The following is a 13790-nucleotide window of genomic DNA, read 5'->3' on the forward strand; positions in this document are numbered from 1 at the left end:
CTGCGGTGTTTCCTGTCGTCTGAAAATGCCATAAACAGCCGTCATTCCAAAGGGGGTAGCCGTGCCGCGCGAGATTGTCTTTGCTTCCGAATGGGATGACCGACTGGCCGAGCGCCGCGCCGATGCCGAGGCCATGGCGGCGATGCGGGCCGATTCGTCCAGCCGCGTGCTGCCTCTGTGGCGCGGTCGGCCGCTGATCGCGGGCGCGGATGCGGCGCAGGCCGTGTGGCTGGCGCCCGACCATCCGGTTCTGGCCGATGCGGGCCCCGACTGGATCTTCCTCGGCCAGCATGAGGGCGTCACCCGCTTTGCCGCCGATACCTCGTCCTGGGTTCCCGCCGGGATGGACGAGGCGGCGATGTCGGGCTTTTTCGACGCGACCGAATACCACCACCCCGCCCTGCCCGAGGATCACCGCTATGCCGAGTTGCGCGGGCTGATGATGCGGCTGGGCGGGATCGAGGCCTCGATGGCCTCGACCGCGCGGGGGTTGATGAACTGGCATGCCTCGCACCGCTTCTGTTCGGCCTGCGGCCAGCCCAGCGTCGCGGCGCTGGCCGGGTGGCAGCGCGTCTGCCCCGCCTGCCGCGCCGTGCATTTCCCGCGCACCGACCCGGTGGTCATCATGATCGTCGAGCGGGGCGACCACGTGCTGCTGGGCCGCTCGCCCGGCTGGCCCGAGGGGATGTATTCGACGCTGGCGGGTTTCGTCGAACCCGGCGAGTCGCTGGAGGCCGCGGTCCGGCGCGAGGTCTTCGAGGAGACGAGCGTGCGCGCGGGTCGGGTCGGCTACGTCGCCTCGCAGCCCTGGGCCTTTCCGAACTCGCTGATGCTGGGCTGCGTGGCCGAGGCGCTGAGCGAGGAGATCATCCTCGATCACGAACTGGAGGACGCCGTCTGGCTGAGCCGGGCGGAGCTGGCACAGATGCTGGCAGGGGAACATCCCCGCATCCGCCGCCCGCGCCGTGGCGCCATCGCCCAGGAATTGATGGTGCGCTGGCTGGAGGGCAGTATCGGCTTTGCCCGCAGCGGGACGGATGCCGCGGCCCATGCAGTTTAAGGCGACCCGGGATTTTGTCCGGCAGCGGGCGCAGGTGCTGGAGAAATTCCGCAGCCCTGCCCGGTTCGAGGAGGTGATGGAGGGCATGAACGTCGCCGCCCGCCGCACCGCCGAGGCGCCCGGCCCGGGCTGGGATTGCGCGATTCACTGGCACGAGGCCGAACGCCGCTTCACCGCCCGGATGCAGGAGCCCGCGCCGGGCGAGACCCTGCTGCTGTCCCTGGCTTCGGAGCTTGCCGATGCGGCGATCACCCTGGACTTCCAGGACCGGCCCGAGGGCGGCTGCCGCGTCACCGCGACCGCCGACATCAGCGCCCATACCGTGCTGGCGCGGCTGGCGCTGCAATCGCTGCGGCTGGTGCGCGGCAGGGGCGAGGACCGGCTGACCCGGCTGATCGCGGCGCTCGGCCGTCCCTGAGCCTGGCTCAGCCCGCCGCGATGGCTGCCGCCACGGCGCGGCGCCAGGCGTCATAACGGGCCTCGCGCGCGGCATTGTTCATCTCGGGCTCGAAGCGGCGTTCCAGCGCCCAGCGCGCGGCGAAACCCTCGACCCCCGGCAGCAGCCCCGCCTTGTGGCCCGCCAGCCAGGCCGCGCCCAGCGCCGTCGTCTCCAGCACCGGCGGCCGGTCGACCGGCGCCCCCAGGATATCGGCCAGCGCCTGCATGGTGTAATCGCTGGCGCTCATGCCGCCATCGACCCTGAGCACGCCGACCTCGGCCTCGACGCCCGAGGCCGCCCAGTCGCCCCGCATCGCCTCGGCCAGATCGCGGGTCTGGAAGGCCACGCTCTCCAGCGCCGCGCGGGCGAATTCGGCGGGGCCCGAGTTGCGGGTCAGGCCGAAGACCGCGCCCCGCGCCTCGGGCCGCCAATAGGGCGCGCCGAGCCCGGTGAAGGCCGGAACGATGATTACCCGCTGTTCGGGATCGGCCTTTTCGGCCAGCGCCTGGGTCTGGTCGGCGCGCTCGATGATCCCCAGCCCGTCGCGCAGCCATTGCACCACCGCCCCGGCGATGAAGATCGAGCCCTCCAGCGCATAGGTCACCTGCCCGTCCAGCCGGTAGGCGATGGTCGTCAGCAAGCGGTTTTCCGAGGCCACCCGCGTCTCGCCCGTGTTCATCAGTGCGAAACAGCCGGTGCCATAGGTCGATTTCATCATCCCCGGCCTGAAACAGGCCTGGCCGATGGTCGCCGCCTGCTGGTCGCCCGCCACGCCCAGAATCGGGATCGGCGCACCGAAGAGCCGCGTCTCGCCGAACTCGGCGTTGCAGTCGCGGACCTCGGGCAGCAGCGCCATCGGCACCTCGAACAGACGGCAGAGCTCTTCGTCCCACGCGCCCGTGCCGATGTTGTAAAGCATGGTCCGCGCGGCATTGGTGGCGTCGGTCGCATGCACCCGCCCCTCGGTCAGGCGCCAGATCAGGAAGCAATCGACCGTGCCCAGCGCCAGTTTCCCGGCCTCGGCCTTGTCGCGCGCGCCCGGCACCCGGTCCAGCAGCCATTTCGCCTTGGTCGCGCTGAAATAGGGATCAAGCAGCAGGCCGGTGCGCTCGGTCACCTCGGCCTCGTGCCCGCCCGCGCGCAGATCCTCGCACAGATCCGCCGTCCGCCGGTCCTGCCAGACGATGGCCCGGTGGATCGGCTCGCCCGTCTCGCGGTCCCAGATCACCAGCGTCTCGCGCTGGTTGGTGATGCCGATCGCCTCGGCGCTGCCCTGTTCCAGAACCTCGCGGCAGGTGGCGAGGGTGGTCTGCCACAGGTCCCCGGCATCGTGCTCGACCCAGCCAGACGACGGAAAATGCTGCGGAAATTCCTGCTGCGCCGTGGCCAGCACCTTGAGATCGGCGTCAAAGAGGATGGCCCGGCTCGAGGTCGTGCCCTGGTCGATGGCGAGGATCGGCATGCAAGTCTCCCTTTGGCGCGAAAGGTGGCGCGCGGCGCGGGGGCCGTCAACACCTGCCGTGGAAAGGGATTCTTTACCCGGCGCCGCCATGCTGACCAGGGTTATGGCGGAGAGACGGATGCGGCAGCTCACTCGACGGATCGGAATGGCGCTGGCGGCGGCCCTGCTGGCGCTGGGGATGGTCACGGCCCAGGCACAGGATGGCGGCCCCGCCGATCCGCTGCCCGAATTGCGCGACATCGGCCAGACGCTCGACTGGCAGGCGATGGCCGAGGGGCCGCGCCCCGCCTCGGTGCCGCTGGGGCCGATAACGGCGCTGGGCGGGATCGCCGATTGGGTGCATCTGACGGGCGCGGGCAGCCGGACCTGGTACACCCGCCGCGGCACCCTGCGGCAGATGGAGGGGATCTATCGCCGCCAGCGCGAGCTGCTGGAAAGCGCCGGGTTCGAGATCCGCACCGCCGGTTTCACCGCCGACCGCGCCGGTCTGGGCGTCGGCAGCAATGCCTGGATCGGCCTCTATCTGGGCGCCAATCCCCTGCCGGCCGAAGCGCCCGTGCTGCAGGGCACGGACCAGCCCGCGCAGGGGGCCATCGTCGCCTCGCGTGAGGGGGCGGAGGGCATCCTCTGGGTGGTGATGCTGGTGACCCAGCCCGCCGCGCAGCAGATCGGCGTCCTCTTGGATCTGACGCAGACCCAACGCAGCGGCCCGGCCCCGCCCCTCGGCCTGCAGGCGTTGGACCAGGGCATCGCCCGGCGCGGCCGCGTGGTCCTCGACGGGCTGCATTTCAACGAGGCGGGGGGGCTTGCGCCTGAATCGGAGCCGGTGCTCGCCGCGCTGGCCCATTACCTGCGGGCCAACCAGCGGCAGGAATTCCGCCTCGTCGGCCATACCGAGGAGCGGGGCAGCCTCGCCGACGCCGCCCGCCTGTCGCAGGTCCAGGCCGAAGCGGTGATCGCCGCCCTGATCGAGCGTCACGGCATCCCCCGCGATTCGCTGCGCGCCTTCGGGCTGGGGCCGCTGTCGCCGCTCTTTCCCAACGATTCCGAAGCCGGCCGCGCCCGCAACCGCCGGGTGGAACTGGTCGCGGGACCATAGGCTGCGGCGTAGGGCACCGGCCCTGAACCCGATGTCAGCGGGGGAAGGGCCGCGAGGCAAGGTGCGAAGGGGGCGTCGAAATCGGTACCGTTGCGGAGGACCGCCTCAGCTGGCGAGAGGACCGGCCGACGGCGGCGCGCGGAGCCGCCTCGGGCCACACCGGCCGCAACTACCTCCCTGTCCGGCCTCGGCGGGCGCACAGCGCGGCAGCGCAGCGCCATCATGCCCGCAATGAGGGACGACCGGTGCGGACATGATGGCACCGAGAGGCACCGAGAGGCACCGAGAGGCACCGAGAGGCACCGAGAGGCACCGAGAGGCACCGAGAGGCACCGAGAGGCACCGAGAGGCACCGAGAGGCACCGAGAGGCACCGAGAGGCACCGAAGCCGTCGCCCCATCACTCTGTCAAGGGTGTATGCCCTCGCTTCTGCGACGGTCGCCCGGATCGCTCCCAACCGGAATGTCACGCGTCGCGCCGCCGCGAAGACGGCCAAGCGCGCAGTCAGCCCCCCTCCCTTGCCACGCCAGGCGGCTGACCGGCGCCGAGGACGGACATGTCGATGATCTGCGCCGATGGCCCGGAACACTCGGCCGGTTCCCCGGTTGCTCGCCGCAAGACGCCCATCGCGGCCGGGGCACAAGGCTGACAGGCCGCCGAGGCGCCGGTCCGGCGCGCGGACGATACCGTTTGGCTGCCGGTTACCCCCGGGGTTGGTCGGAGCCGGACCGGGGCAAGAGCGGGCCTACCTTCCTCCATGCATCGTACTCGGATCAGCGCCCTGTCCATCACCCCACACGGTTGCCGGGCGCCCTCGAACGAACCGAGGGGCCGGGGCGGAGGCGGCGGCCAAGGGCAGTACCTGTCCCGGGCCCGGGGGGAGCGGGGCAACATACCCCCCCAATGCATCGTGCCCGGATCAGCGCCCTGTCCATCACCCCACACGGGAGCCGGGGGCAATCGAGCGAACCAAAGGGGCCGGGGCGGAGTTGGCAGCCAAGGGCTGTGCCTGTCCCGGGCCCGGGGAGATTGGGGCGAAATACCCCCATGCATCGTACTCGGAGCAGCGCCCTTTCCATCACCCCACACGGGAGCCGGGCGCAATCGAGCGAACCGAAGGGGCCAGGGCGGAGATGGCGGCCAAGGGCTGTGCTTGTCCCGGGCCTGGGGAGAGCGGGGCGACGAAGGGTTGTTCCAAATTGCCCGCCTTCGCGCGCGCCCCGTCCTGCCTTGCCATGCCGCGACGCGACGGAACCGACAGCGACAGCGACAGCGACAGCGACAGCGACAGCGACAGCGACAGCGACAGCGACAGCGACAGCGACAGCGACAGCGACAGCGACAGCGACAGCGACAGCGACAGCGACAGAACGATGCGGGCCGAGCGGAGGCAACGGGAAACGAGGCGAAGCGCCACAACGTCGCGAAGACCCCGGGATCTGGCCCCTACCGCTTCCAGCGGATGGCGCGGCGCATGGCGCCGAGGCCCTTCCGCGCGCGGGTCAGGTTGCCGCGCAGCCCCTCGCCGGCCGCGGCCTCCAGCCGCAGCCGGTTGCGGCGGGTCATGCGGGCCTCGGGCAGCACCCGGTCGATGGCCTCGCGCAGCGCGTCGATGTTCCAGTCGGGCGCCTCGGCCCGGATCGGCAGCACCTCGGCCACGCCCATCGCCCGGGCGATCGCCCCCGTCGCCGCCTCCAGCCGCTGGCGATCCTCGGGCGTCAGCGCGTTTTCAGGCCGGGGCCAGCCCGGCAGCAACAGGTCCGCGGCATTCGCCACATGGATCACCGGCGGCTGGCGGCGGGCCGGGTCGCGGGCCATGGCCTCGGCAAAGGCGCGGGCCAGTGCGGTATCGGCCGCCCTGCCCGGCCGGTTCGCCCGATGCAGCCAGAGCACCAGATCCGCCGTCACCATCTGCGCCGCCACCGCCCGGGCCATGCGTTCCGACCCGTCGAGTCCCGGCGTGTCGATGATCCGCAGATCCTCGTCCAGCGCATGCCCCGCCGCGCGGTCGGTGGTCGGCGCGGCGTCGGTCTCGGCCGCCTCGCGCCCCAAAAGCGCGTTGACCAGCGTCGATTTCCCCGCCGCGGTCTGGCCGACGATGACGATCTCGACCGCGCCTTCGGCCGGGGCGTCGGGCACCGTGACCCGGGCGCCGCGGCGGCTGAGGTCGGCTTCCGACACTTTCAGCCGGCCGGAATAGAGGTCGATCGCCGCCTGCGCCGCCTCCTCCAGCAGGATCGCCTGCGCGTCGCGGCGGAATTTCTCGGTCAGGCGGTCCTGCAGGCCGGTGGCCAGCACCCTCTCGGCCTCGCGCAGCAGGCCCACCGCCGGGTTCAGCACCAGCCGCACCCCGCGCCAGGCCAGGAAACCCGTCTCCCAGGCGGTCAACGCGGTATCCTGCTGGCGCCAGAGCCAATGCATCGTCCGGACCGAGAGCCGGTCGGAATAGGGCACGTTCTCCAGCAGGAAGGCGCGATAGCGCAGCGCCACCTGGTCGATCAGCAAGAGCGCCTCGGGCAGGGTGAAATCCAGCGCCGAACGTTTGCCGGTCGAGAGGTCCGCCGCCACTTCCTCGACCACGGCCAGCGCCTCTTCGGGCAGCTTGTCCCAGGGCAGCGGCTCGCGCAGGCGGCGGTCGATGCGGGCGCGGGCGCGGGCGAAGGCGGCTTTCTCGGTGTCCGACCATTCGGGGTCGGGCTTCGGCCCCTCCAGGGTGCGCGGCTCGCGCTCGCCCGCCACGCGGGTGCGCCAGCGGGCCAGCAGCACGGCGCCCCGGAACACGGCGTAGAACACCGCCGAGCCCAGCGCGAACCACAGCAGATAGCCGTGTTCGTTCAGCCACAGGAAACCCAGCAGCGTCGAGACGGTCAGCGGCAGCGCCAGCACCGCCGCCAGCCCCAGCCGGTCCCAGCGCAGCAGCGTATGCCTGAGCCGGTCAGCCAGACGCATGCCGCGCGCCCTTCAGCGCCTGATCGTAGAGCGCACGCAGCGTCGCCCCGTCCGGCGCCTTGCCCTGCGCCGTGCCATGGAGCCAGGCCGAGGCCGCGCGGCCCAGCGCATAGGTCGTGGCAAACGAGGTCCCCGCCGCCGCCGCCGCGCCCAGCGTCTGGCCCGCCACCGGCACCAGCTTGACCCCCTGCCGGACCAGAAGCCCGGTGCCCATGCGGACCAGCGAGCCGATCCCCATGGCCGAGGCCAGTAGCCCCAGCCGGGCGGGCGTCAGGTCGACCTTGTGCTTGCGCGCGAGCGCATGCAGCATCGCGCCCTGTGCGGCGGGAACCGTCGCAAGCCCCGCCAGCGGCACGATGTCCGTCGCCCCCGCCATCGCGGCGTACCGCAGGACCAGACCCCGCACGGCCAGAAAGGCACGGGCCTCGTCGGCGCGGCGCAGCGCGGCGGCAGCGCGGGGCAGGAAACTGTCCAGCGCGTCGAGCAGCGCCTCGAGCCCCGTCACCAGCCCCTCATGCGGCATCGACAGCGTGACCGAGGGCAGGTCGCGGCCGATCAGCTCGGTCATATGCGCCTTGGCGCGGATCTGCGCCCCGGGATCCGGCACGAGGTCGGCGCCGGTATGGACCAGCAGCACCGGCAATTTCGTCTTGCGCAGGATTTCGGCCACCGGGGCCTGCACCGGATCGTCAAGCCGCATCACCGCCAGGATCGCCTGGGCGCTGACCTGGGCCGCGGCGATATCCGCCGAGGGGTCGTAACCATCCTCGCCCAGCCCCCGCGTATCGAGAAAACGCACCGCGGGCGCGTTGGCCGGGAAATCATGGGTCGCGGCCCCGCGCGTGCCGGGGGCAAAGCCGTTGCCGATCTCGCCCTCGCCGGTCAGGGCGCGGACGAGCGAGGTCTTGCCCGCCCCCGTCTTGCCCAGGAGCCAGATCACCGGCACCGCCGGTTCCACCTGTTGCTTGCGCTCGTCCGTCACACCGTCAGCCCTTTGCCGTTCCTCTCCCGAAAGATGGGAACGATGGGGCGCGGATGCAATCGCTCAGCGATTGACCACCACGTCCACCAGCTCGCTGGGTCCCGTCTGCAGGTCGTCATCCGAGACCATCAGCAGGCGGATCCGGCCGTTCCAGTCGCGGAACACGCTGATCCCCTCGAGATTGCCGAATTGCCCGTAGTCCGAGCGCATCACCCATTGCCCGGCGCTGATCCCCTCGCCGTTGACGGTGAAGCGGCGGACCTGGCTGCGGAAGCCGCGCGGACCGTGTTCACGCTCAAGGACATAGAGCAGGCCGTCCGGCCCGAACGAGGCGCCGACCGGCAGGAATTGCAGGTCCATCGGCAGGCGGAAACCGTCCCCCCAGCCGCCGCGCGGGTTCCAGACATAGCTGGGAAAGCCATAGGTGGCGCGGGCCGGGCGTTCGGGGATGGCATAGACCCGGCCGTCGGGGGCGGCGGCGACCGCCTCCAGCCCGCGCCCGGCGCGCAGCCGGGCGAAATCGACATGCGCGCCCAGATCCTCGCCCCGCCCGCCCAGCTGGCGGTAGCGCATGACGCGGTTGTGCTGCTCGAACGAGACATAGAGCGCGCCGTCGCGGCCGATCGTCACCCCCTCGGCGTCACGCATCGAGCCGGTCAGCGGATGGCCGTTCTCGTCGTTGAGAAGCGCGACCTGCCGGATCTCCACCCCGTCGATCCGCTGGCCATAGCCGCGTTGCAGGCGGGCACTGACGATGAAACCGTGGTCCGAGACCATGTAGACCGTGTTGCCATCCGAGGTGGCGATACCGGAAAAGTCGTTGATGCCCCCCGACATCAGCGGCAGCCGGTAGCGCGCCACGACCTGGGTGGCGGGAATGGAGGCGGGCTCGTGCTGGACGACCCCGGCGTAATAGGTGGCGGGCTGGGCCTGAAGCGCCGCGGGCAGAAGCGCGGTCAATCCCAGCAGGGCGGAAGCAATGACGCGGGCAGCTTTCATTCTCTTTCCAATACCTGGGCACATTGGCGGGGTAGATCGGCCATGATCATCTCACGGGCCGACCGGCGGCGGGGTTGTGGCGGCTCGGGCGAGGGTTCGACCGGCGTGGTCCGGCGCGGCGGGTTCAGATAATCCGTCACCCACCAGGTCAGCGTATCATCACAACCGTTACCCCCGTTGGAAAGTTCCGCCACGGTGGGCGATTGTGTCTCGCAATGGCGCGATCCGGCGGGGCAGCGCAACCGGACGTGGAAGTGATAGTTGTGCCCCGCAATCGGGCGGATGCGCTGCAGCCAGGCGGTATCGGCGGGCGTGGCGGTGCGGCACATCTCGATCTTGACGGCGGCCGCCACGAACACCCGGTCGACCCGCGGATCGCTGGCCGCGGCGCGCAGAAGCGCCGCGTGCTGCGCGGTCCAGTTCGAGGTGACGCCGCGCTGATCCTCGGTCCGCACGCTGATCGACGAGATATTCTCGCGCTCGGTCCGGCTGAGGGTCAGGCTGCCCGGCGGCAGCATCCAGATATCGGCGTCGAGGCCCAGCTGGTGGCTGGCGTGCCCCGATGTCATCGGCCCGCCGCGCGGCTGGCTGATGTCGCCGACATAGAGACCGTTCCAGCCGATCGCCACCGCCTGACGGCTCAGGTCCTGCAGGAACGAGATCGTCTCGGGATGGCCCCAGTTGCGGTTGCGGCTGAGGCGCATCGCCTGCCAGGTCGGTCCCGTCTCGGGCAGTTCCACCAGCCCGTCGGCGCAGCCCCGCGCATAGCTGCCATAGGCCTCGGCCGGGGCGCTGGTCCCGCGCGTCGCCGCCCCGAACAGCTGGTTGGCCAGTTGCTGGGCGGTGGCGGAATTGGTCCCCGCCCCGCTGCCACAGGCCGCCAGGATCAGGGTGCCGAGGACGAGACCGAGTTTTTTCATGAAGCAAGCGCCTTTGGTTGCGAGCCTTCGGGATGGACGAAGGCCAGAAGGATGAGGCCCAGGATGAACAGCACCACCACCGGCAGGATGCCGATCTGCTGGCTGTCCGACAGGTCGGTGACGATGCCGATGGAGAGGGGCGCGAGGAAGGCCGTGGCCTTGCCGGACAGGGCATAAAGCCCGAAGCCCTCGGTCATCTTGTCCTGGTCGCCCTGCCGCACCATCATCGTGCGACTGGCCGATTGCATGGCGCCGCCCGCCGCGCCGACGATGGCGCCGAGGATGTAGAACAGGATGTCGGGCAGGCCCGAGTCCGCCGCCACCGGCATGCCGAACACCGAATTGCGCGAGACAAAGACGATGGCCAGCGCGGTCAGCGCCAGCGCCACCACGTTGAAGACGATCACGGGCTTGGGGCCGAAGCGGCTGTCCGCCTTGCCGCCCAGCCAGGCAAAGATCGCGCCGGTAAAGGCGGCGAGGATGCCGAAGATGCCGACCTGCACCACGCTCCAGCCCAGCACCCCCGCGGCATAGATGCCGCCGAAAGTGTAAACGCCGTTCAGCGCGTCGCGGTAGAACATCGAGGATCCGAGGAAGGCGAAAAGGCTGCGGTTGCGGGGCAAACCCCTCAGCGTCTCTTTCAGTTCCGGCCAGGCGCCGGAAATCGCCGCGCCGATGCTGACCGCGCCGGGTTTGCGGGGCTCTTTCACCCAGATGAAGAAGGGGATCATAAAGACCACATACCAGATCGCCGTCAGCGGCCCGACCGAGCGCGTGCCCTCGCGAGTGGCGGGGTCGAGGCCGAAGATCGGGTCGATGCCGATCAGCGTCTTGCCGGTCGAGCCCTCGGCCAAAAGCGTCAGCATCAGGATCAGCGCCACCAGCCCGCCGACATAGCCCCAGGCCCAGCCCGAGCCCGAGCCCGAGACCTTGCCCAGTTCCTCGCGCGGGGCGAGGTCGGGCAGCATGGCATTGGTGAAGATCGTGGCGAATTCCATCCCCACGAGGCCGATGCAGAACATCAGCATCACGAACCAGATGTTGAAATCCTCGGGCGCCGAATACCACACCCCCCAGGCGCCGATCACATAGAGCGCCGAGAAGAACCAGATGAAGCCCATGCGCTTGCCGCTCTTGTCGGCGACCGCGCCGAGGAGGGGCGCGCAGATCGCCAGCAGGATCCCGGCAAAGCCGATGCCGTAGCCCCAGATCGCCTGCGCGCGCGAGCCGTCGCCCACCACGCCCACCACATAGGGGCCGAAGATGAAGGTGATCAGCAAGGTGTTGTAGGGCTGGCTGGCCCAGTCGAACCACCACCAGCCCCAGATGCGTTTGCGAGCCGCGGCAAGCGTCGCGGGATCGACCGCGGCTGCGGTCGTGAAATCGGTCATATCTTGCCCCCCCAGGCTATCGACCGATCAAGACCTGATGCCGCAGATTCGGGCAAGTCACGAATCTACAAGGGTTTTCACCTGTGGCGGATTCGCCGATGGCTCAGCGCTTTTTCAGCGCGTCCAGCAGCGCGGCGCCGAAAGCCCCGGTGTCGTCCTTCTTCGCCGGCCCGGCCGAGGCGCTGCGCGGCGGCGGTGCCCCCCGGCCTTTCGGCGCCCCCTTGTCGCGCATGTTGTCCTGCGGGCGGGTGTCGGCGTTGTCCTTGCGCATGGTCAGGCCGATGCGCTTGCGGGCCACATCGACCTCGACCACCCGGACGCTGACCACATCGCCCGCCTTCACCACCTCATGCGGGTCCTTGACGAAGCGGTCAGCCAGCTGGCTGACGTGGACGAGGCCGTCCTGATGCACGCCGATGTCGACAAAGGCGCCGAAGGCCGCGACGTTGGTCACCGTGCCCTCCAGCCGCATCCCGGGTTTCAGGTCGCGGATCTCGTTCACGCCCTCGGCGAAGGTGGCGGTCTTGAACTCGGGGCGCGGGTCGCGGCCGGGTTTCTCCAGTTCCGCCATGATGTCCTTGACGGTCGGCAGGCCGAAGGTCTCGTCGGTGAAGTCGCGCGGCTCCAGCCGTTTCAGCGCGCCCGGCTCCTTCATCAGCGCGGCCACGTCCTTGCCGGCTGCCTTCACGATTTTCCGCGCCAGATCATAGGCTTCCGGGTGGACGGAGGAGGCGTCGAGCGGTTCCGACCCGCCCCGGATGCGCAGGAAACCCGCCGCCTGCTCAAAGGCTTTCGGCCCCAGCCGCGCGACTTTCAGCAGGTCGCGGCGCTTGGCGAAGGGCCCGTTGGCGTCGCGATGCGCCACCACCGCCTCGGCCAGCCCCGGGCCGAGGCCCGAGACACGGGCGAGCAAGGGCGCGGACGCCGTGTTCAGCTCCACGCCGACCGCGTTCACCGCGTCCTCCACGACGCCATCGAGCGCCCGGCCCAGCGCCGATTGGTTCACGTCATGCTGATACTGGCCGACGCCGATGGCCTTGGGCTCGATCTTGACCAGTTCGGCCAGCGGGTCCTGCAGGCGCCGGGCAATCGACACCGCGCCCCTGAGCGACACGTCCAGATCGGGAAACTCCCGCGCGGCGAGTTCGGACGCGGAATAGACCGAGGCCCCGGCTTCGCTGACCACCACCTTGACCGGGCGGGGGCTGGGCAGTTTCGACAGCAGTTCCGCGACCAGCGCATCCGTCTCGCGGCTGGCGGTGCCGTTGCCGATGGCGATCAGCCCCACGCCATGCTTGCGCACCAGCGCGCCCAGCACGGCCAGGGTCCCCTGCACATCCATGCGCGGCTGGAAGGGATAGACCGTCGCCGTCTCCAGCAGTTTCCCGGTCGGATCGACCACGGCGACCTTCACGCCGGTGCGGATCCCCGGGTCCAGCCCCATCGTCGCCTTGGCCCCGGCGGGGGCCGCCAGCAGCAAATCCTTGAGGTTGCGGGCGAAAACGCGGATCGCCTCGGCCTCGGCCTTTTCGCGCAGGTCGGTCATCAGGTCGATGGTCAGCGAGAGTTTCAGCTTCACGCGCCAGACCCAACCGGCGACGGTGCCGAGCCATTGATCGGCCTTGCCCGCGTTCCCCACGTTCAGCGCCGTCCGCACCATGGCCTCGGCCCGCGACTGGCCCGGCGCCGCCTCGGGCTCGACGGCGAGGTCCAGCGCCAGAAAGCCCTCGTTGCGGCCCCGGAACATGGCCAGCGCCCGGTGGCTGGGCACACCCGACAGCGCCTCGGAATGGGCGAAGTAATCCGAGAACTTGGCGCCCTCGGCTTCCTTGCCCGGCATCACCTCGGCGGTCAGCCGCCCGACCGCGGCCATGTGGGCGCGAAGCCCCGCCTTCAGCCCCGCATCCTCGACCAGCCGCTCGGCCACGATCTCGCGCGCGCCTTCCAGCGCGGCTTTCCCGTCCGGCACCGCCTCGGACAGATAGCCCGCCGCCAAAGCCTCCGGATCCGCCGTCCGGTCGGCCAGAATCGCCTCCGCCAGCGGCTCCAGCCCGTTCTCCCGCGCGATCATCGCCTTGGTGCGGCGCTTGGGCTTATAGGGGAGGTACAGATCTTCCAGCACCGCCTTGGTCTCGGCCGCGCCGATTGCCTTGGCCAGATCGTCGGTCAGCTTCCCCTGCCCGGCGATCGAGTCCAGAATCGCCGCCCGCCGCGCCTCCATCTCGCGCAGATAGGACAGGCGTTCGGCGAGGTTGCGCAGCTGGGTGTCGTCCAGCCCGCCCGTCACTTCCTTGCGGTAGCGCGCGACGAAGGGGACCGTCGCGCCCTCGTCCAGCAGCGCCACCGCGGCGGTCACCTGCTCGGGCCGGGCGCCGATCTCGGCGGCGATCTGGCGGGGGATGCGAAGCTGGGCGGCGGGGGACAGGGTCACGGGTCAGGCCTCTCGGGTCGGTGGGGAGGGCGACACTAGCCCCCCCACCGCCCGGTTC

At 70.5% G+C, this 13790-nt stretch carries 11 protein-coding genes; 3 read left to right on the forward strand and 8 right to left on the reverse strand.

From position 1 onward, the window contains the following. The first annotated feature begins 61 nt into the window (after positions 1 to 61). Both nudC and DDE23_RS17970 read left to right on the forward strand, forming a co-directional pair. Positions 62 to 1060, forward strand: coding sequence for an NAD(+) diphosphatase (nudC, locus tag DDE23_RS17965; RefSeq protein WP_238150044.1), 999 nt, complete (start codon positions 62 to 64; stop codon positions 1058 to 1060). Next, complete coding sequence (locus tag DDE23_RS17970) at positions 1050 to 1478, forward strand: hypothetical protein (RefSeq protein ID WP_107751906.1); 429 nt, start codon at positions 1050 to 1052, stop codon at positions 1476 to 1478. Before nudC ends, DDE23_RS17970 begins: the two co-directional genes overlap by 11 nt. Before the next feature lie 7 nt (positions 1479 to 1485). Here DDE23_RS17970 and glpK read toward each other — a convergent pair whose 3' ends face one another. Beyond that, positions 1486 to 2961 carry a glycerol kinase GlpK gene (glpK, locus tag DDE23_RS17975; RefSeq protein ID WP_107751907.1) on the reverse strand — a complete coding sequence of 492 codons (1476 nt, stop codon included), beginning with the start codon at positions 2959 to 2961 and terminating at the stop codon, positions 1486 to 1488. Positions 2962 to 3079: 118 nt separating this feature from the next. On the opposite strand from glpK, the gene DDE23_RS17980 reads away from it, so the two are divergent. Continuing rightward, complete coding sequence (locus tag DDE23_RS17980; RefSeq protein WP_157958076.1) at positions 3080 to 4060, forward strand: OmpA family protein; 981 nt, start codon at positions 3080 to 3082, stop codon at positions 4058 to 4060. 1078 nt (positions 4061 to 5138) lie between these two features. Here the strand turns inward: DDE23_RS17980 and DDE23_RS25350 are convergent. From DDE23_RS25350 to DDE23_RS18015, 7 genes are all read right to left on the reverse strand, one after another. Then, positions 5139 to 5477 (reverse strand): hypothetical protein, encoded by a 339-nt coding sequence (locus DDE23_RS25350; RefSeq protein ID WP_192883737.1) that lies wholly within the window; start codon positions 5475 to 5477, stop codon positions 5139 to 5141. A gap of 29 nt (positions 5478 to 5506) precedes the next feature. Next, positions 5507 to 7009 carry a GTPase family protein gene (locus tag DDE23_RS25610; protein WP_107751910.1) on the reverse strand — a complete coding sequence of 501 codons (1503 nt, stop codon included), beginning with the start codon at positions 7007 to 7009 and terminating at the stop codon, positions 5507 to 5509. Further along, positions 6996 to 7991, reverse strand: a complete 996-nt coding sequence (locus tag DDE23_RS17995) for a GTPase (protein ID WP_157958078.1) — start codon at positions 7989 to 7991, stop codon at positions 6996 to 6998. Before DDE23_RS17995 ends, DDE23_RS25610 begins: the two co-directional genes overlap by 14 nt. Positions 7992 to 8054: 63 nt before the next feature. Beyond that, a complete protein-coding gene (locus DDE23_RS18000; RefSeq protein WP_157958080.1) occupies positions 8055 to 8990 on the reverse strand; it encodes an esterase-like activity of phytase family protein in 936 nt (311 codons plus the stop codon). Continuing rightward, complete coding sequence (gene mepA, locus DDE23_RS18005) at positions 8987 to 9910, reverse strand: penicillin-insensitive murein endopeptidase (RefSeq protein ID WP_107751913.1); 924 nt, start codon at positions 9908 to 9910, stop codon at positions 8987 to 8989. The genes DDE23_RS18000 and mepA overlap by 4 nt, the downstream gene beginning before the upstream one ends. Then, positions 9907 to 11301, reverse strand: a complete 1395-nt coding sequence (locus DDE23_RS18010; protein WP_107751914.1) for an MFS transporter — start codon at positions 11299 to 11301, stop codon at positions 9907 to 9909. The genes mepA and DDE23_RS18010 overlap by 4 nt, the downstream gene beginning before the upstream one ends. 103 nt (positions 11302 to 11404) lie before the next feature. Then, a complete protein-coding gene (locus DDE23_RS18015; protein ID WP_107751995.1) occupies positions 11405 to 13726 on the reverse strand; it encodes a Tex family protein in 2322 nt (773 codons plus the stop codon). Positions 13727 to 13790: the final 64 nt, after the last annotated feature.

Source organism: Pararhodobacter aggregans (assembly GCF_003075525.1).
Taxonomy (GTDB): domain Bacteria; phylum Pseudomonadota; class Alphaproteobacteria; order Rhodobacterales; family Rhodobacteraceae; genus Pararhodobacter; species Pararhodobacter aggregans.

Bases quoted from the DNA above. Each gene is read 5' to 3' on its own strand.
- DDE23_RS17970 (WP_107751906.1), top strand. From the start codon at position 1,050: ATGCAGTTTAAGGCGACCCGGGATTTTGTCCGGCAGCGGGCGCAGGTG.
- DDE23_RS25610 (WP_107751910.1), bottom strand. From the start codon at position 7,009: ATGCGTCTGGCTGACCGGCTCAGGCATACGCTGCTGCGCTGGGACCGG.
- DDE23_RS17980 (WP_157958076.1), top strand. From the start codon at position 3,080: ATGCGGCAGCTCACTCGACGGATCGGAATGGCGCTGGCGGCGGCCCTG.
- glpK (WP_107751907.1), bottom strand. From the start codon at position 2,961: ATGCCGATCCTCGCCATCGACCAGGGCACGACCTCGAGCCGGGCCATC.
- DDE23_RS18010 (WP_107751914.1), bottom strand. From the start codon at position 11,301: ATGACCGATTTCACGACCGCAGCCGCGGTCGATCCCGCGACGCTTGCC.
- mepA (WP_107751913.1), bottom strand. From the start codon at position 9,910: ATGAAAAAACTCGGTCTCGTCCTCGGCACCCTGATCCTGGCGGCCTGT.
- DDE23_RS18000 (WP_157958080.1), bottom strand. From the start codon at position 8,990: ATGAAAGCTGCCCGCGTCATTGCTTCCGCCCTGCTGGGATTGACCGCG.